Annotated in this window: 12 protein-coding genes and 1 pseudogene; 6 read left to right on the top strand and 7 right to left on the bottom strand. The window is 49.7% G+C overall.

Going from position 1 to position 18,852, the window contains the following annotated elements; genetic code table 11:
• Window positions 1-460: 460 nt before the first annotated feature.
• From NST08_RS16115 to NST08_RS16105, 3 genes are read left to right on the top strand one after another with little or no spacing between them, the layout of a single operon-like run.
• A complete protein-coding gene (locus NST08_RS16115) occupies window positions 461-1,411 on the top strand; it encodes a carbohydrate ABC transporter permease (RefSeq protein ID WP_007131401.1) in 951 nt (316 codons plus the stop codon).
• 59 nt (window positions 1,412-1,470) lie between these two features.
• The gene (locus NST08_RS16110) at window positions 1,471-2,340 is read left to right on the top strand and encodes a carbohydrate ABC transporter permease (RefSeq protein WP_341341981.1); all 870 of its coding nucleotides are present in this window, start codon (window positions 1,471-1,473) and stop codon (window positions 2,338-2,340) included.
• A 40-nt stretch (window positions 2,341-2,380) separates the two neighbouring features.
• Window positions 2,381-3,760, top strand: coding sequence for an extracellular solute-binding protein (locus NST08_RS16105; protein ID WP_028404294.1), 1,380 nt, complete (start codon window positions 2,381-2,383; stop codon window positions 3,758-3,760).
• Window positions 3,761-3,871: 111 nt separating this feature from the next.
• Here NST08_RS16105 and NST08_RS16100 read toward each other — a convergent pair whose 3' ends face one another.
• The 7 genes and pseudogenes from NST08_RS16100 to NST08_RS16070 all read right to left on the bottom strand — a co-directional run bounded on the left by NST08_RS16100 (window position 3,872) and on the right by NST08_RS16070 (window position 12,294).
• Complete coding sequence (locus NST08_RS16100; RefSeq protein WP_341033445.1) at window positions 3,872-5,008, bottom strand: GerAB/ArcD/ProY family transporter; 1,137 nt, start codon at window positions 5,006-5,008, stop codon at window positions 3,872-3,874.
• Between the two features lie 69 nt (window positions 5,009-5,077).
• Window positions 5,078-6,301: a Ger(x)C family spore germination protein gene (locus tag NST08_RS16095; RefSeq protein ID WP_341033444.1), complete on the bottom strand. Its 1,224-nt coding sequence runs from the start codon at window positions 6,299-6,301 to the stop codon at window positions 5,078-5,080.
• A gap of 34 nt (window positions 6,302-6,335) precedes the next feature.
• A pseudogene (locus NST08_RS16090) lies at window positions 6,336-7,932 on the bottom strand (spore germination protein).
• A gap of 159 nt (window positions 7,933-8,091) precedes the next feature.
• Entirely contained in the window at window positions 8,092-9,318 is a 1,227-nt protein-coding gene (locus NST08_RS16085) for a Ger(x)C family spore germination protein (protein ID WP_210095496.1), read from the bottom strand.
• Window positions 9,319-9,358: 40 nt separating this feature from the next.
• Window positions 9,359-9,568, bottom strand: coding sequence for a CLC_0170 family protein (locus NST08_RS16080; protein WP_007131406.1), 210 nt, complete (start codon window positions 9,566-9,568; stop codon window positions 9,359-9,361).
• Window positions 9,565-10,659, bottom strand: coding sequence for a GerAB/ArcD/ProY family transporter (locus tag NST08_RS16075; protein ID WP_007131407.1), 1,095 nt, complete (start codon window positions 10,657-10,659; stop codon window positions 9,565-9,567). Before NST08_RS16075 ends, NST08_RS16080 begins: the two co-directional genes overlap by 4 nt.
• A gap of 3 nt (window positions 10,660-10,662) precedes the next feature.
• Window positions 10,663-12,294 carry a spore germination protein gene (locus NST08_RS16070; protein ID WP_210095497.1) on the bottom strand — a complete coding sequence of 544 codons (1,632 nt, stop codon included), beginning with the start codon at window positions 12,292-12,294 and terminating at the stop codon, window positions 10,663-10,665.
• Window positions 12,295-12,620: 326 nt separating this feature from the next.
• On the opposite strand from NST08_RS16070, the gene NST08_RS16065 reads away from it, so the two are divergent.
• The 3 genes from NST08_RS16065 (at window position 12,621) to NST08_RS16055 (ending at window position 18,757) form a co-directional block, all read left to right on the top strand.
• Window positions 12,621-15,548: an insulinase family protein gene (locus NST08_RS16065; RefSeq protein WP_210095498.1), complete on the top strand. Its 2,928-nt coding sequence runs from the start codon at window positions 12,621-12,623 to the stop codon at window positions 15,546-15,548.
• A 344-nt stretch (window positions 15,549-15,892) separates the two neighbouring features.
• Window positions 15,893-17,392, top strand: a complete 1,500-nt coding sequence (locus NST08_RS16060; protein ID WP_028404302.1) for a malate:quinone oxidoreductase — start codon at window positions 15,893-15,895, stop codon at window positions 17,390-17,392.
• Between the two features lie 222 nt (window positions 17,393-17,614).
• Window positions 17,615-18,757 carry a nitric oxide synthase oxygenase gene (locus NST08_RS16055; RefSeq protein ID WP_051425038.1) on the top strand — a complete coding sequence of 381 codons (1,143 nt, stop codon included), beginning with the start codon at window positions 17,615-17,617 and terminating at the stop codon, window positions 18,755-18,757.
• The last annotated feature ends 95 nt before the right edge of the window (window positions 18,758-18,852 follow it).

The following is an 18,852-nucleotide window of genomic DNA, read 5'->3' as shown; positions in this document are numbered from 1 at the left end:
GTTTCAAAGAGGGATGACTCTCACTGAAAGGAGAGTCAACCATAGTTTCAAATATAAAGAAGGCCTTATCGTTAATCGATAAGGTCATTTGTTTGGGGATATGAGTTTACATAATATATTATATGTAAATTCGTTTATTAAGATCCTTATAGTATAGATACTTAATCTTTAAAATCTCCAAGTCCCTATTCCAGAATTCATATTCTGTATATGAATAGCCTGCTGTGATTCGATTAACGTAAAAACCCGCCACCAGTCGACCTGCAGCAATCTGCAGATTTATCGTTGGTTCGATAAGGACGTCTTCTGGTAAGCGTCGATAAACCGGGAAAAAAGAAAGATACATTATCCGGAATCAATCCGGAATCCAACACATAATCTTGTACAGAATGGACAGGGAATCCTTGTCCGACTGCCGGGCAATAGATCCGGCGATTATATGAAAGGAGGAGGATTGGTTGTGTCATCCACCCCGGAGGGGAAAGGGTCTGCGGTTCATGGTGGCCTGCCCAAGCGAAAATTCCGGTTCACCCGCAATGACTGGATGGGGTATTTGTTCAGTGCCCCGCTGATCATTGGCGTACTGGTGTTCGCCATTTACCCGATGTTTGCCGCGCTGTTCATGAGCTTTCATCAGACGTCAGGACTCAATCTGACCGGTACATGGGTTGGGTTGAACAACTACAAGTACGCGTTAGGGGATACCATATTTTGGCAAGCGCTTTCAAACACGTTCTTAATGGGGCTGTGGTCGGTCGTCCTCGGCATCGCTTTTTCTTTCATCTTGGCGAGCTTGATCAACAACCTGAAGTGGAACCTGGGAAGGAATTTTTTCAAAGCGGTCTATTTCTTGCCGAACGTTGTTTCCGGTGTGGCCACGACGCTCTTGTTTTCTTTTCTGTTCTTTCCGTCCAAGGAAGGGCTGATCAACTTTGTCATCGGATTATTCGGCATCGAGCCTATCGGATGGTTCACGAATCCGCAAGTGGCGCCGTACAGCATTGTGCTCATGAGTCTCTGGGGGGCGCTTGGCTACAACACGATTATTTTTCTGGCTGGGCTGCAGAGCGTTCCGCGCGACCTGTACGAAGCGGCTGAGGTGGATGGGGCGGGTACTTATCGAAAATGGCTGTACATTACGATTCCGTATTTGCGTCCGATCTTTGTATTCATGCTCATCATGGGAACGATCGGCGGGATGAAGCGGTTTACCGATGTGTGGTTAATCGGAGGGACAGCCGGCAATCCGGGCGGAAGCCTGATGACGGTGGTGCTGTATATCTATCGGAATGCGTTTCTGGCTTCCCAGATGGGGCTTGCCACTGCGGTATCCTACCTGTTATTCCTGATCATTCTCATTCTGACGGTCTGCCTCATGCTGCTGAACCGGCGTAAGGACAGTCTGGATTAAATGCCGCCTAGCATGATGGCGATCTGCAAACACGATATCATGAAGACAGGAGGGAGACCATGTCCGGTACAGCTGTCTCTAAGGAGCCTGTGCCCCGCAGACGGTTGTCGATCAATCAGTATATTCTGACAATCGTGCTGTTCGCCGGTTCCTTCATAATGATCGTACCGTTCTTATGGATGCTGATTACCAGCTTCGACTGGGCAGCGCGGCTGAATATTACGTTTCCGCCCAAAATCTGGCCGGAGGAGCCGTCCATTCGAACCTTTGAGGTTGCATTCACGAATATCAAGATGTTCCTCTATATCGGGAATTCCACGCTGGTCAGTGCAGGCGTTATTCTCATTAGCTCCCTATCGGCGCTATTGTCCGGCTATGCGTTGTCTAAGCTTCGTTTCAAGGGGGCGAACATCGTGCTTCTTCTCGCCCTCAGCACCATGATGATCCCGTTTGAAATGACGATGATTCCGCAGTACCTGCTGTTCAGCGAGCTTGGACTTGTTGATAATTACCTCGCCTTTTATTTGCCGGCGATGAACTATGCGTTCGGTACATTCCTGGCGAAGGCATTCTTCGATCAGCTGCCCAGCAGCTTAAGGGAGGCTGCCGTACTGGACGGTGCCAAGGAGTTTACCGTGTTCAGCCGCGTGTATTTGCCGCTGTGCACGCCGATCATTGCCACGATGGTGATTCTGCTGTTTCTCGGCGTGTGGAATGATATGCTCTGGCCTTTGCTCATTTTGAAATCGGCAAGCAAATACACCATTCAGATCGGTCTGGCCATGTTCACCTATAATAACGGCATTAACCAACAGCCATCCATCATCATGGCAGCCACGACGGCCAGTCTGATCCCGGTTATCGCCGTCTATCTGTTCCTGCAGCGCTATATTATCGAGAGTATCGCGCTGTCCGGCATTAAGCAGTAGATCGTAAGATAAGCAATTCATTCGGAGGTGTCATGAAATAATGAAGAAGGCTGTGCTGCTTATATTATCCTTCGTGCTGACGTTTACGCTGGCCGCTTGCTCGGGCGGTTCGAACACCGATGTGACCGGCGGCGTCAAGATCGAAAAGGTGTCGGACATGGAAGGGACAGTGCGCGTGGCCCTCGCCGGCTGGCAGCTGGAGAATGGCATTGACGCGCTGACCGGCAATCCGGTGATTGGTCTCAATGAATACCTGGATAAGACGTTTAAGATCATGTACCCGAACATTAAGCTCGAGGTGTACCAAATCCCATGGGAAAATGTCAAAGCCAAGCAGTCGGCAATGCTCTTATCCGGTGACGCCGATGTCTTATATACCGGGGGCGCCTTCGCTTCCCAATGGTATCAGGACGGGCTTTTGCGCGATCTGGATGACCTGATTGCCAATGATTCATCCTTCGATCCGGGCATTTATCTTGAGGGGATCATGAACAATTCTTACAGCACCAAGTCGCCGGACGGAACGAAGCAATTTGGCATTCCTGCCGTTCTCGGCCGCAGAATGACGATTTACGATAAGAAGCTCTTTGAAGACTGGGGCGTTGAACCGCTCTCGGCTAAGCCTGGTCCCGATGAAATTCTCGAGAAGGCCAAGAAAATGACCGGGAAAAATCCGAAAACAGGCGAAGATAATTACGGCCTCTTCTGGAGCGGCAACTCCTTAAACGGCTCTACCTTTGTCGCGTTGACCCTCGCATACGGCGCCAAGGGAGCAGAGGGAACGCTGAAGGATGTCAAGAGCATCAAGTGGCATCTGAATTCACCGGAGATGGTCAAGGTGCTGGAATGGCTGAAAGAAGCAGCGCAGCTGCCGCCTAAGGGCTTCGTGAATGCACAGGGAGCTGAAAATTTCGGTCTGGAGAAAAACAACATCGCGATTGCGCTCGATTCCACCGGGGGATCCACCATGAGCGAATACCGTTCGAAGCAGAACAAAGAGCTTCTGGACCGGTTCGAGCCCGTAATGAACATGGGGCCTGACGGAGAAGGATGGGTGGCTGTCGATCCGTTCGTCATGGCGAAGAATGCCAAGGATGTGGAGGCATCATGGGAAGTGCTCAAATTCTTGAGCGGTCATATGACGCAGAAATATAGGTACGAAAACTTCTCCAGTACGCCAACCTTGAAAAACGCCGATTTTGTTACGCCGGAGGACAAGTACGTGAAAAAGGCGCTTGAAATCGCAGCCGTCGGTCATTCTGAGCTGATGGACGAAGCCAACCCTTTCTACATGAGCGACATCGCTCCGGCAATCAACGGGTTTATCAGCCAAGCGGCCTCTGGCAACGCCCCGGATATACAGAAATTCCTGGATGATCTTCAGTCGCGTGCTGAGAAATGGTCGGCCAATTTGAAGTAACTTTTAATATGCATAGACGGGCCTAACCATGATGAGTATATGAACGTCATATCATAAAATATTCCAATTTGTATGTACATTTAGGATATCCGGCCGAAATGGCCGGTTTTTTTACGTTTGACCATTCTTTTTTGCAGCCGGCGATGGTCTGGTGCCTCTCTTGCGTTTCGGTGAAAACAAGCTTCTTAGCATAATGATCATGGCAAGCAGAAGGGGGACATAGATTTGAAAGATCGGAAAATGATATTTCAAATTTTGCTCAAAACCGACCCATAGATGGTGAATCAGATTGGGCGAAATAAAGGAAATCGCATAGATAAAACCTCCGACGGCCAAGGTGAGCATCTTATGATTCATTTTGATCAGCTGCGAAAGCCCAAGCACTGCCGCCATGTAGAAAGCTGTCATTTTGACGAATATCCCGATATAGATCAGCATCATTATGATCGGGTCCAGTCGTTCCAGGAAATTCGCAATCTGGATCAGACGGACACTGCGGAGCATCGGAAGCGTTGAGATGCTTGTTATGGTCGGGTCCAGAATGGCAAGATTCAATATGCTGAAGACTAGCAGGAACATGCCGACGAACAGGTAGGACAACACCGTAACCTTGGTCAACACCTTTTGGTTGTTCAGATGGTTCCAGAACACGAGAAATACGACGACCTGGCCAAACGGAAAGCTGATGACTTTGGGGATTGCCGCTTTGATGACGGGCATTACCCCGTTTTCAAGAATCGGAAGCAGCCGTTCGAGATGAATCAAATTGGTCGAAACAAACATAATCACGAGCAGAAGGTAGCCGATCAAGGTAATCGGGAGTAAAAACTCGACCACACGAAAGAACACCTCGATTCCTTTGGATACGGCGTACCCGGACAGCACGATCATGATCAGCATTAAGAGGAACAGGGGAGTACTCGGAAGGAAGGCAACATTGATAATGTCTCCGAATTCCCGAGTGTTCCTCATGGATTCATAGACGAAATAGAAGATGTAGGCTACGGCCAAGAGCGTGCCGATCCAACGGCCGAAATGACGCTTCAGGATCTGGTAGAGGCTCTTGTCGGCATTCCGCTTCTGAATATAAATATAGACGAAAAGCAGCAATAACCCGGCCAGCATCCCCGTGAGCATCACCAGCCAGGCGTCTTGGTTCACCTCGATCCCCAGCTGATACAAAGGCGAGCTTCCGATAATGAATAATATGGTCATTGCGATCAGTTGGTACTTATCAATTTTCTCCATATCCTTAACATCCTTATGTTGTCCTTTGTCTCCGAAGTTTCGGGCGTTGGCCCCACATCTCTTTCGGCATTATTGTTTCGGTTCCAGCATATTCGAGAACGGCTGGTAGAGCATATTGGTATTCTCGATACTCGCCTTGACATGCATACGAATCTCGATTTGCTCGAGCGGCTGCTTCGATTGACTCAGCTTTCTCCAGGCCACGGGCTGTTTCCGATGAATCACATTACGGATACCAGCTACATCGGCATTCAATTCTCTCATCTTGCTCCATGCGGCTTGGATTTCTTCCTTGATTTCATCCTCGATCGCCCGCTCCAGAATCTTGATGACATCCGGGTCCTTCAGTTTCATAGGGCAGCTCATTTCATCCAGCACCCCCTCCGCTTTAACTCGAACATCCATTACGATCCCGTCCGCATGAACTTTGGGATCCAGCTCGGTCGATGATTTGATCACAGCGAAGCTCGAAAGTTGGTCGGGATTTCTTTCATCGCATGGAAACACAATGATCATCTGACTGACTTCATTCGACAACCAGGCAACGCCGCGGCTTTCCCGGCGATTCATCCAGCCGATTAATTTATCATGGCGAAAAACACCAAGATCCCCAAGCTTGATAACGGCCTTGCTTCGAGTGGATTTAAGCGCATCCAGCGAGGATTGCGCTTGCTTATTACCGGATATCCTCACCTCGGGAACTTTTGCATCGGAGTTTGGATCGGCGACCATCGTTGCGAAGTCGATGAGCTTGATATTTTGGACCTGCGACAATTTGTCATGGCTTTGTTCGATCACCCGTTGAATGGCGTTGCCGTTTATTTTCTCAAGCGGGATGAATACCTCCAACAGATCGGAGGCTTTTCCCTTGGTCAGAAGGACCGACATCGTTTCCCGGCTCTCGATCGGACGCAGAAAGAAATCCAGCATCTGTTTTACCCCTTCGGTCCGAGCTACGCCTTCATTCATGATCAAGACCGAGTTATGACCGAAAAAGAGGGTGCGTGACGTCTCCAAGCTTGCATTCTGCATCGCTTCACGGATCGTTCGGCCTCGTGTCGAGAAGATGGTGACCGGGGATTGACTGCCGCCGGCTCCGCCGCCGGTTTGCGTGGCAATGGCCTGCGGAATGACGACTTGAAAGGAAATGACCCATTGCTTTCGATCCTCATCCCGGTCGATTGCCGTTGCGGCCACAAAGCTCAGGGAGTTCAATTCGTTGCTGTCCCAGCATCCGCTCAGGAGCAGCAGGAAGATTAGCATAACTATTGGAATTATCCGATTGCGGTCCATACATCATCACCTCTTTAGCTGCCATGATGCTTGTTTATTCATTGTCTTCCGATGGCGATGGTTTTAGATTTTTGCTTTGTCTTGTAACATTCTGCGTATTGATCAATCTCGGTCTGCGCTTCATGGCCCACCATGGAACCCGGATCAAGGTATCCTTCTGATCGGAAGGAATGAAGGGAGCGACTGGAACCAGATAAGGAATCCCAAAGGAGCGAAGCCCGCTCAAATGAATGAGCACAGCGATCATGCCAGCAATGATTCCGAACAAGCCTAGAGTGGCGGCCAGGATCATAAAGCCGAACCGCAGCAGCCGCGCCGAGTTCGAAATGCTGATCGATGGGGCAACGAAGCTGGCGATGGCCGTAAAAGAAACGATAATGACCATCGCAGCCGACACCAGGCCGGCCTGAACCGCAGCTTGACCGAGAACGAACGCTCCGACAATCGAAATCGCCGATCCGATCGCTCTCGGCATACGAACGCCGGCCTCCCGGAGAACTTCAAACGTAATTTCCATCGCGAACGCTTCGACCAATGCCGGAAAGGGAACGCCTTCCCGTTGTGCGGCCAGACTGATCAGAAGCAAGGTTGGGAGCATCTGCTGATGAAACGTCGTGATCGCAATATAGAGAGAAGGCAATAGCATGGAAATCACGAACGAAACCATGCGCAGCAAGCGCAGAAATGTGGCGATGTCGTGCTTCTGATAGTAGTCCTCGCTGGATTGAAACAGCTTGAAGATCGTGATGGGGGCAATGAGCACAAATGGGGTCCCATCGACCAGAATCGCCACTTTGCCTTCCAAGACCGCACCGGCAACCGCATCGGGCCGCTCCGTATTCGTTATGGTCGGAAAAGGCGTGAATGTCCGGTCCTGGATAAATTCTTCGATATATCCGCTCTCCAAAATGCTGTCCGTATCGACTCGGTCCAACCGTTGGAGGATCTCATTCACGATCTTTTCATCGGCAATGCCATGCAGATACATCACCGAAACATCGGTTTGTGTCTGGCGTCCGATCTTTCGGTTGATGATCCACAGGTCAGGGCTTTTGATCTACCGGCGGATCAAGGCGGTATTCGTTCGGATATTTTCCGTAAACCCTTCTTTAGGTCCGCGAATAACGGTTTGGGACTGGGGTTCTTCCACTGCGCTGTTCGCCGCCGAAAGAACTCGCCAGGACGCCTTTTACGGAGCCGTTCACGAGAATCGCCGTATTCCCCGCTAATACCGCATTTAGCAGCTGATCCATGCTGTTTAGCTCGCTGACTGTTCCGTTGGATAGAAACCGGTTCTGGATCAGGCTGACAATCTGAGTCGGGGTAGGGGAAGGGGGGATTTCCATAGAACTGACCTGCGTCAAGGAATCCATGATGGAATGGTTGATGATTTGATCTTTCACCAGACCATCAATAAAGATCACGGCCGCGCGAATTTCACACCCCACAACCTGGTCAAGCCTCCGTATGATGATATCCGGACTGTCGCCCGTACGCTCCCGGATGATGCTTAAATTCATGTCCAACTGCTCGGACAAGGCGGTACCGTCCGTAACCGCTTGTTGCAGCATTGGCTCTTCTCTGGTCTTGGATCGGGCGGCTGAACGGCTGCGCTTCTTGAAAAAGAACATCTCTAAAACCACCTTAACCAGTTATCGTATGAACTAAGGGTTACCTATTTCCTGGAATCGTAACCGCGCATGCAGGGAGCTCTTAGAGTAGAGCCGAAACTAAGCACAGGCAGATCCGCATTCAGAGCTCAGCCGGTATACGCTTTGGTCGGAAAAACCTTACTCTGCTTTCATTCCGACTCTGCGAACTTTTGATGTCACATGGATTTCGAATGTAGATTCCTTATAGAGCTTTTGCCACCGGTCGGCCGTCCGAACGTTCCGATTCCAATACGTCGGCTTTGTTGCCCGTACGAGCTCGCCGAATCCGAAGATGTCCGATTCCTTCTCCTGGGTCTTTCGAAGAAGCCCGAGGACCAGCTCTTTGACGGAACGTTCATTCTCTGAGGCGATTTCCTCAAGGATCCGGGATGAATTGATCGGTATCACTTCTTCATTCTTCTCTTCGACGTTGACCTCCGTCATTGCCGTGATCGTAAAGTGGGGGACGCCGTCCTTGATCTTAACCGTCGTCGTTGCTTCCCGGTTTGTCGCATGGATCGTAACGATTTGCGAGTCATCGCCCAAATGGATGATCCCCCGGTATCCCGCCGGGCTGATTCCCTTGATGACCAAATATCCGGCAATTTCAAACGGCTTTGTCGTGCCGACCATCCTCTCCCCCTTAAAGTAAGCGATCCCGCTGATTTGAACATTCTCACCTTCCATGATTTGAATGTAAGGGAGGAATCCTTCTTGACCCTTCTTCGAGGAATTGCTCCAGAACGTTCCAATGTAATTGGTCGGGAATTTCCCATGCCTAACGGCATCGTCTAACGTGGATGCCAAGTACAGCGTCGGGACGCGCTCCAATTTCGGAGCAGCTTCCATCAGCGCCTTTGCTTTTCCTTTCGACACCATCATCCATGCCATTCGGCGTACAAGATAATCGTTTATATTTTGGATACCTTTCCTTGCAATTTCCTCGGAGATGACGATGACACGGAGGTGGCCGAAAAACAATTTTCCCGATATCTGCTGCTGTAAGTTCATCATGGCATCATCGATCGTATGACCGACGACACTGAGCACCCACACGGTCTGTTTTCCACCACCGTCGCTGCTGCCGCCGCTCTCGCCAGGCCCGAGGGGGATACGCCCCGGCAGAGCGATCTGCACGGACAACTGAATCATGCTCTGTTTTGGAGCGGGATATTTCCCCATGAGGTGGGATACCTCGTCTTCCTTCTTCGCCGCATCCGGCCCGGCGGTGTCTATGGATATGCCAAGGACGACGGCACGCTCCTCAAGCTCCATGCGATCCCAACAGCCTGTTAGCAGCGATGCTAGGAGGAGAAGGGTCATGATGATTCTCAGCTTGTAATCTACGGATGCATGTTCTCTCATAGAAATCTTCCTTCCCCGGGATTGATCCATATCGTCACGCTCATAAAATGATTTTTAACGTCATAGCCCCCAAAAAAATGACGATGCCTGACACGATGTTGATCCAGCCTAGGACGCGCGATACTTTCTTCTCCTTGTCCATCTTCGATTGATCATATTTGCGGGTATCGACAACAAGATTAAATAACCCGGTCAAGATCCAAATCGCAATGGCGACATACAGATAACCGCTGTAGATTTCACCGATCATCGGGAAGCACCTCTTTTTTTGCGCAGCTTCGAGATCGTCAGCAGCACGCCTGGGTACACAATGGTTATCAGCAGTCCGAACTTGGATATGACGGCATTCCATTCATTTAATTGAAGCAAGCTCTGGGGAAGCATCGCCAGCACGAACAAGATCGGTAGTATGAAAAAAGACAGCATCCCTTGATCAGCCAGCTTCAACATCTTGCTAATCGAATAGATGGTAAAGTAATAACAAGAGAACAAGGAGGTAAATACGGCCGTAACCCATACGGCAAGAAATACTGCATCCAAGCGCTCCAGCACATTGGCGGGCAGTGAGGTCGCCTTGGCCAGCTCGAGTGTCGGCCAGAGCAGTGTCTTCGTTTCTTCCGCACCGAACACGCCGACGGTTGCGATAACGATCAATGTATACAGCAAGCCCGTCACCAGCATTGCCCAAAAGCTTGCCCGCATCGCCTTCTCGGGTCTGCACATGGCGGGGATGACCATCATCATAATAAAGTAACCCTGAAACATCGTGGAGAGCGTAATGATCCCCATTGGGATCCCGCTCGGGTCGTTCCCCCAGACCGGAAGCACGTTGATGATGTTGGCGCTCTTTAAGGAAAGGGCGACAATCAGCAATGCGGGTACGAGAATAAATGGGCTGTAAAATAAGTGGATGTAGGCAAAAGACATGATGTTCTTGCGTGAGGAGAGGGCTGCCAGAAGCAGCATCACGAGTACGGTCACTTCCAGCGGCGTATTCTTGAGCACGGCTGTGACGACAACCTCACCGAATTCTCTTGCCACCAGCGAGCACAATACGCCAAAGAAGACGATGGATACAAGGTTTCCAATCGTGCCGAGCCACCTGCCCATGATGACTTCACTATATTGGATGTACGAATCATTGGGGAATCGCATGCCCAGGCGGGTCATGAAAAATAAACCGACAAAGGCGAGCGCCATCCCCAAAAATGTGACAAGTGGGGCTCCGGCGTCCGCTGCGCGTGCCGCCCCAAGAGGGAGTGCTAGGACGCCGACCCCCACGATCGTGCTGATCGTGATTGCCGATGCCTGCAATACGGTTACTTGGCGCTGATTATTCATCGTTTAACGCCCCTTTTCTCCGTTAGGATGGGTGGAACTCATGATGTTATTTGAAGCATGATCGACTTGGTCAATCATGTTGTCGCCCAATCTTGTGATGTCCTGCGTGTGGAGGAAGGAAGGCCTGTTCTTCATTTTCCACAGTGGTCCTCGCGTCAGCAAATCGCGCATGCCCTGAACGTTGCCCGGAACGAAAGGGCTCAAGTAAGGAACGCCAAACGATTTGAGCGACAGCAGGTGATTCGTAATGAGAATAAGCCCGACCATAACGCCATAGAGACCGAACACGCCGGCCAAAATGATTAATGGGAACCGCAGAATCCGGAGTGCGAGCGCTGCATTGTATGCGGGTGTAGCGAATGACCCGATGGTTGTCAGAGCAATGATGACGACGGTGATCGGGCTTGAGAAGCCTGCAGCAACCGCAGCCTGTCCAATGACGAGCACCCCAACGATCGATAAGGCACCGCCAACCTGCTGTGGCAGACGAATCGTCGCTTCACGCAAAACCTCCATGGAAATTTCGATGACCAACACTTCAATGACCGCTGGAAAAGGTACACCTGCTCGTCCGCCCGCTACCGCAACGGCAAATTCGGTAGGGATCAATTCCGGATTGAATGAAATGATCGCTACATATAGCGAAGGGAAGACTAATGAGAAGATAAGGGCAACGAGCCTGGACATCCGGATCGCGCTCATCAAGACATACCGTTCGGTATAGTCTTCGACGGTCTGGTAGAACTGGCTAAAGACGGTCGGTACGATGAGAGCCATCGGTGATCCATCCACCATAATAGCTACTCTTCCTTCGAGCAGATTGGCTACGACTTTATCCGGCCGCTCCGTATATTGAATCTGGGGAAACGGCGACCAGTGGTTGTCTTCAATAAATTGCTCCAAGTAGCCGGCATCGAGCACGGCATCAATATCGATGGTGGATAGGCGTTTATTTACTTCTTGAACAATGCCCGGATTGGTGATGCCCTCCATGTAACAGACGGCAACCTTGGATTTGGTCTTCGTTCCGATCTGCATGGATTTCACCCGGAAATCCGGCGTCTGCAGACGGTATCGAAGAAGGGAGATATTCGTTCCCAAGGATTCAATGAAGCCTTCCCGGGCCCCTCGAATGACTTGTTCCGTGGCTGGCTGTTCGATCGATCTCTGGGAAATCTTACGGGTTTCGATGACGATTGCCTCGTTCAGCCCATCGATGACGACGACGGATTGCCCGCGCAGCAGACTGTCAATTAGTATTGAAATATTTCGTTCGGCGAATCCTTCGCTATGATAAAGCGTATCCTCTAATAATGTATCCCTCAGCGCATGAAGCGGGATGCTCTCCACATCGATATGGGGGGGACCGTACTTGAGCGGCTTCAATATTGTATTATTGATCACGACATGGTCCGTAATATCGGTGAAATAAAACAGGACCGCACCATGCTGTCCGAATATCTGGAAGGAATGGACGATAAAATCGTCGCTGCCCCCGAGGAGATCCTTGATGCTTGACGTCGTTTCCTCTAGACTTTCGGAGATGTTCCGACCCTCTACCTGCTTTGTCACCGGTTTGTCAGCGGATTTACCCTTTCTTGACCGGTTGGACCCCTGCCATTTGGAAAAAGACATGGATGTTCACACCTTTCCCGATTTAACGGTGCTCATAGCAATTGAATATTTTGACTCAGTATTTCCACTGTTTGTAATTTTTATCAATTGTGGTAGTGAACCCATCGAGAGCGGGTTGAATCACTTAACCTTAGATGACACATATGGGATTCTTGTATATAACGATGCCCAAGACGCTCCTCATCGGTAGAGATGAGCGGAGGAGCTGCGGCAGACATGTCGAATGTTTATATGGAAGGGGAGGCTGCACCCGATCACGGAATAATAAAAAATGAAACATACAAATTACCGTACTCAACATGGAGACGGTCATGGAGGTTACGATTATGAAGACACTGGATTCATTAACGTCATATCAAGTATTGCAGCATCGAAGACTGAAGGATATCCAGTCGGATGGAGCCTTGCTTGAGCACAAGCGCAGCGGGGCCAGAATCATTCTGCTCTCGAATGACGATGAGAATAAAGTATTTACGATCGGATTTCGGACGCCGCCGGTTGACAATACGGGGCTAACGCATATTTTGGAGCATGCCGTTCTTTGCGGGTCACGCAAGTTTCCTGCCAAGGATTCTTTTGTAGAACTGGCTAAGGGCTCCTTGAACACCTTTCTGAATGCGATGACCTTCGCGGATAAAACGATTTATCCGGTAGCGAGCCGAAATGATCAAGACTTCCAGAACCTGATGGATGTTTACATGGATGCGGTTCTTCATCCCAATATTCACCATCAAGAAGAAATATTTCTTCAGGAGGGCTGGAATTACAATCTGGAAGCGGTGGATGCGGAGCTTAAATATAACGGTGTCGTGTACAACGAAATGAAGGGCGCCTTTTCCGCGCCTGAACGGGTCGTATACCGGTCCGTGTTGAACACGCTGTTTCCGGATACGATCTACTCCTATGAATCCGGCGGACATCCGGACGATATTCCTAACCTGCAATACCAGGAGCTGCTGGCGTATCACTCGAAATATTACCATCCTTCCAACAGCTACATTTATTTATATGGAAACATGGATATGGAGGGAAAGCTAAAGTGGCTTGACGAGGCGTATCTTGCTCATTATGACCGTGCTGACGCAGCTTCGGACATCGCGCTTCAAGCTCCGTTTCATCAACGGGCAGAAGCCGTGAGGACGTACCCGATCGGAAGCGGAGAATCGGAGGAGAATCGCTCTTATTTGACGTATAATGCGGTGATTGGAACGAGCCTGGATCCTGAGCTGACGATCGCTTTTCAAATATTGCATTATGCGCTGCTGGGATCGCAAGGCGCCCCGCTTCGACAATCCATCCTGGACCAAGGGATTGCGAAGGAAGTGTATGGAACCTATCAGAGCCGAGTCTATCAGCCGTTCTTCAGCATCGTTGCGAAGGGGAGCAATCAGAGGGATCGGGATCAATTCGTCGATACGATTACGAATGTATTGAATGACCTGGTAAGCAATGGTATCGACAGGGATTCACTGCTTGCCGGCATCAGCCTATACGAATTTCAATACCGCGAAGCCGATTTCGGCCGTTACCCGAAGGGCTTAAGTTATGCGCTGCAAGCGCTCGGGAGCTGGCTTTATGATGATAACGCTCCATTTGTACATTTGGAAAATCATCATATCTTTAACCGGCTCAGAGAAAACATGGATAAACGGTATTTCGAGGGGCTGATTGAGCGGTATTTGATCCGAAATACGCATGCATCCATTGTCTCTGTCGTTCCGGAAAGCGGGCTGAGCATCAAAAAAGAGCAGAAGCTCAGAGCTCGTCTTCAAACTTACCGGGATCAGTTGAACCCGGATGAGCTGCAGCAGCTCGTCGATCGCACCAAGGCTCTTAAGGCATACCAGAATGAACCTTCGACGAAGGAGCAGTCGGCAACGATCCCCTTGCTTTCGCGGGAGGATTTGGATCCGAAATCGCCAAAGCTCGGCCTGGAGCTTGATCGATTGGACGATACCACGATCTTATATCACCCACTGTTCACAAACGGAATCGGTTATTTGCGGTTATGCTTTGATCTGTCGAACGTTCCACAGGAATTACTTGCCTATGCCGGCGTATTGGAGGGGGTAATCGGATCCGTCGACACAGAGCGCTTCAGCTACCATCAACTGGCCAATCGGATTAATATTCATACAGGCGGGATCCACACGAGCATCGACGCATACGGCAGTACAAAGCAGGTTAATGGCTATAAAGCCGTATTTGAATTTCAAGCGAAGGTGCTGTACAGTCAGCTGAGCTCCGCGTTCGAATTGATCCAGGAAATGATCCTGTCCTCGAAATTCGACGATACCAAACGGCTGTATGAGTTGATCGCACAGCTCAAATCCAGCGAACAGCGGAAGCTGATTTCATCGGGTCATTTGGCGGCAAGGGAGCGGGCGTTGTCCTATCATTCCGCCGTGTACAGTTTCCGCGATAGGGTGGGCGGGATTTCGCACTACCGGCTGCTGGAGCATTTGGAGAGCCATTTTGACGAGGAGAAGGAGGGGCTTATTCATCGGTTGAAGGAGCTGGCCGGCTGTATCTTCAGACCTGAAAATCTGCTGGTAAGCTATACGGCAGAGCAAGAAGGCATAGCAAGGGTAAAGCCCCTGGCGGCTGCGTTTAAAGGGAAGCTGTTTCATCACCCGGTGCAGCGGGATACGGTGATTTTCACGCCGGAGTTTCGCAATGAAGGCTTCAAGACATCGTCCGAGGTCCAATATGCAGCCCAGACAGGCAACTTTATCGATAAGGGATATCAATATTCCGGATCTTTGCGCGTACTGAAAATGATTCTATCCTATGATTATTTATGGAACCAGATCCGGGTAAAGGGCGGAGCTTATGGCTGCATGACCGGATTCCAGCGGGACGGTAACAGCTATATGGTATCCTACCGGGATCCGAACCTTGCTCGAACATATGAGGTTTATGCGCAAATCCCCGATTATTTACGCAGCTTTAAGGCGAGTGACCAGGAGATGACACGTTATATCATCGGTGCGATCCGGGAACTAGAGCCTGCGAACAGCCCGGCAGCTGCTTCTGCGAACGCGCTGGCCTCGTATCTTTCCGAGTTTGATGATGATGATTTGCAGAGAGAAAGGGACGAGGTGCTGAATACAACGGCGGAAGACGTTGCGGGTCTTGCTCCGCTTGTTGAATCGGTTCTCGAACTGGGGAGTAAGTGCACGGTTGGGAATGAAGACAGCGTAGAAGCCCAGAGGCAGCTTTTCCACCAAGTTCTTCCTTTGTTTGAGAAGTAATTAGGGGGGCAATGCTTTGCGGGTCTAAACGCTCTACACCTTATCACATGCCGTCGATCAACCACAGGTTGAGATGTCTATCGATCATATATATCGATCAAAAGTCGCCAAAAATCGGCGGCTTTTGTGATTTTATGTGATAAGTTCTTGTCCCTAGCATGAAATCGTTTATAATTATCAGATAGTAGTAGATATTTTAATCTATAAATATTTATAATAGACTAGAATGATATGGTGATCATTACATCGGAACTGGTTCTTTGTTGAGGTGACGTTTTGCTTAGATTTTATAAGCGGCGGCGCCTACTCTTTTTTTGCAAATATAGTGGATAAGGAAGGATATCATGAGCAGCATTCAGAAAAAAACAGACGTCATCTTAATTGGTGCCGGAATCATGAGCGCGACATTGGGAGCATTACTGAAAGAGCTGGCGCCGGAGTGGGAAATCAGCGTATTTGAGAAACTGGCAAGTCCAGGGGAAGAGAGCTCCAACGAATGGAATAATGCAGGCACGGGACATGCTGCGTTGTGCGAGCTTAACTATACATCCGAAAAACCTGATGGATCTATAGATATCAGCAAAGCGATTAAAATTAATGAGCAGTTTCAGCTTTCACGTCAGTTCTGGTCTTATCTGGTTAGCAGCAATCTGATCCGCAATCCGCAGGACTTTATTATGCCTATTCCTCATATGAGTTTGGTGCAAGGGGAGAGCAATGTTAGCTTTTTAAAGAAACGTTTTGAAGCGCTGTCAAACAATCCATTGTTTCAAGGAATGGAATACTCCGAAGATCCGAAGAAACTGAAGGAATGGATTCCGCTGATCATGGAAGGACGGACTTCCAGCGAACCGATGGCGGCCACCAAAATTGATTCCGGAACGGACGTTAACTTTGGCGCTTTAACGCGCATGCTGTTCGACCATTTGAAGAGTCACAACGTTGAGGTTCACTACAAGCATATGGTGAAGGATATTAAACGAACCAGCGACGGTTCTTGGAAACTTAAAGTTCGTAATATCGACACCGGTTCAGTAGAGGAGCATACGGCGAAATTTGTCTTCATCGGCGGAGGCGGAGGCAGTCTGCCTTTACTGCAGAAGACGGGCATTCCCGAATCCAAGCATATCGGCGGTTTCCCGGTAAGCGGCCTATTCATGGTATGCAACAATCCGGAGGTTGTCGCGCAGCATCATGCCAAGGTATATGGGAAAGCCAAGGTTGGCGCTCCTCCAATGTCGGTTCCGCATCTGGATACAAGATACATCGACAATAAGAAAACCCTGCTGTTTGGACCTTTTGCCGGCTTCTCGCCGAAGTTCCTGAAGACGGGCTCCAATCTTGACCTGATCCGTTCCGTTAAACCGAACAATCTGCTCACAATGCTGGCAGCCGGCGTTAAAGAGATGGCGCTGACGAAATACCTGATCCAGCAAGTGCTGCTATCCAATGAAAAACGAATGGAGGAGTTGCGGGAGTTCATCCCGAACGCCAAGAGCGAGGATTGGGAAATTGTCGTAGCAGGTCAGCGGGTACAGGTTATCAAGGATACGGACGCCGGCAAAGGCACGCTCCAATTCGGTACGGAAGTCATTAGCGCTTCTGACGGCTCGATCGCTGCATTGCTCGGCGCTTCGCCAGGTGCTTCCACGGCCGTTCACGTTATGCTGGAAGTGCTGCAGAAGTGCTTCCCTCAGCATATGAAGGAGTGGGAGCCGAAGATTAAAGAAATGATTCCTTCTTACGGTGTATCCCTCGTGGATCAGCCTGAGCTGCTGCAAGAAATTCATCACTCCACTGCGAAGACGCTTGGTCTAAGCGAAAAAGAACTCGTCCATAGTTAATTCTTTAATTATATTGATGAGATCGATCTCTCAATTTTCATTGATGATCGGTTCACAGAAGAACCTTAATCCGTCTTTGGATTGAGGTTCTTTTTTTGTATTGTGCTTGATGAGATGACTAGATGTGAGCAAAATCCGAACAATAGGCGGATGGGTTTGATCGTTGGCTGGACTTCAAGGTAGTATATTCCTGAAGGCTTGAGGAGCGATGAGAGGAGCAAGATGATTTTGGTACAGGTACAAGAACACGGATTGGGTCTGGAACGGCTTAAGCTTGAGGCCGCCCATTTTATACAAGCATGTTACACTGAATTACATAAACCGGAAGCTGAATTGAATCAACGCCTGGCTGAAGTACAAACGCAAATCATGGAGTCGGGTACATACGAGCATACCTATGAGGAGTTAACCCATGGCTGCCGCATGGCTTGGAGAAACAGCAATCGCTGCATTGGCCGCTTGTTTTGGGAAGGACTTACCGTGTTTGATGCCCGTCATGTCACTACCGATGAGGAGATGGCGGATGCTTTGTTCAAGCATATAGCATACGCTACGAATGGCGGCCAAATCCGTCCTGCAATAACCGTTTTTAGACCGGCAGATCCTCTGAAGCATAAATCCGATGCGCGAATATGGAATCGTCAGCTTATACGATATGCTGGCTATGAGACGGATGATGGGATGGTTGGGGACCCGGATTCGCTTGCGTTGACATCGTTATGTCATTCGCTCGGCTGGGAGGGAAAGAAAACGCCATTCGATGTGTTGCCGCTGGTGATAAGCGCACAAGGAAAGGAACCCCGTTGGTTTGATATCCCCAAGGAGCTTGTGCTCGAGGTGCCGATTGAACACCCGGAATACCCGCAGTTGCAGGAGCTCGGCATTCGGTGGTACGGAGTGCCGATTGTGTCCGACATGCGGCTTGAAATTGGTGGTATTTCTTATACGGCGGCTCCTTTCAACGGTTGGTACATGGGAACGGAGATTGGCGCTCGCAACTTGGCGGATGAGCAGAGGTATAACCTGCTGCCGGCACTATCCGAGATCATGGGGCTGCCTGCAACGCATGAATCTACGCTATGGCGCGATCGTGCGCTTGTTGAATTGAATGTGGCTGTTTTGTACTCTTATAAGAAGAATGGGGTTACGATTGTAGATCATCATACAGCTGCCAAGCAATTTAAACGCTTCGAGTCAAATGAGGATAAGAGAGGCTGTCCGGTAACAGGGGACTGGACGTGGCTTATTCCGCCGCTGTCGCCCGCCACGACACATATCTTTCATCGTTCATATGACAATCGGATCGTGACGCCTAATTTTTTCTATAGAGATTCGGATTCAAGCTCGAATGAAACAATGCTTTAGTAAATATGGCGTGATAAACTCTAGATTAAGGGACAGTTGCATAGCGTACCGGCAATCGGCAGCGTTTAAACGTTTATAAGTAAGGATTGTTATAA

This window comes from Paenibacillus sp. FSL K6-1566, assembly GCF_038050475.1.
In the GTDB taxonomy this organism is placed as follows: Bacteria; Bacillota; Bacilli; order Paenibacillales; family Paenibacillaceae; genus Paenibacillus_AQ; species Paenibacillus_AQ lactis.
The sequence above is the reverse complement of the archived record's forward strand: the minus strand, read 5'-3'. Positions and strand labels throughout refer to the sequence as shown.

Excerpts from the sequence above, each read along its gene's own strand:
- NST08_RS16110 (WP_341341981.1), top strand. The coding sequence starts at position 1,471 with ATGTCCGGTACAGCTGTCTCTAAGGAGCCTGTGCCCCGCAGACGGTTG.
- NST08_RS16105 (WP_028404294.1), top strand. The coding sequence starts at position 2,381 with ATGAAGAAGGCTGTGCTGCTTATATTATCCTTCGTGCTGACGTTTACG.
- NST08_RS16100 (WP_341033445.1), bottom strand. The coding sequence starts at position 5,008 with ATGGAGAAAATTGATAAGTACCAACTGATCGCAATGACCATATTATTC.
- NST08_RS16095 (WP_341033444.1), bottom strand. The coding sequence starts at position 6,301 with ATGGACCGCAATCGGATAATTCCAATAGTTATGCTAATCTTCCTGCTG.
- NST08_RS16085 (WP_210095496.1), bottom strand. The coding sequence starts at position 9,318 with ATGAGAGAACATGCATCCGTAGATTACAAGCTGAGAATCATCATGACC.
- NST08_RS16080 (WP_007131406.1), bottom strand. The coding sequence starts at position 9,568 with ATGATCGGTGAAATCTACAGCGGTTATCTGTATGTCGCCATTGCGATT.
- NST08_RS16075 (WP_007131407.1), bottom strand. The coding sequence starts at position 10,659 with ATGAATAATCAGCGCCAAGTAACCGTATTGCAGGCATCGGCAATCACG.
- NST08_RS16070 (WP_210095497.1), bottom strand. The coding sequence starts at position 12,294 with ATGTCTTTTTCCAAATGGCAGGGGTCCAACCGGTCAAGAAAGGGTAAA.
- NST08_RS16065 (WP_210095498.1), top strand. The coding sequence starts at position 12,621 with ATGAAGACACTGGATTCATTAACGTCATATCAAGTATTGCAGCATCGA.
- NST08_RS16060 (WP_028404302.1), top strand. The coding sequence starts at position 15,893 with ATGAGCAGCATTCAGAAAAAAACAGACGTCATCTTAATTGGTGCCGGA.
- NST08_RS16055 (WP_051425038.1), top strand. The coding sequence starts at position 17,615 with ATGATTTTGGTACAGGTACAAGAACACGGATTGGGTCTGGAACGGCTT.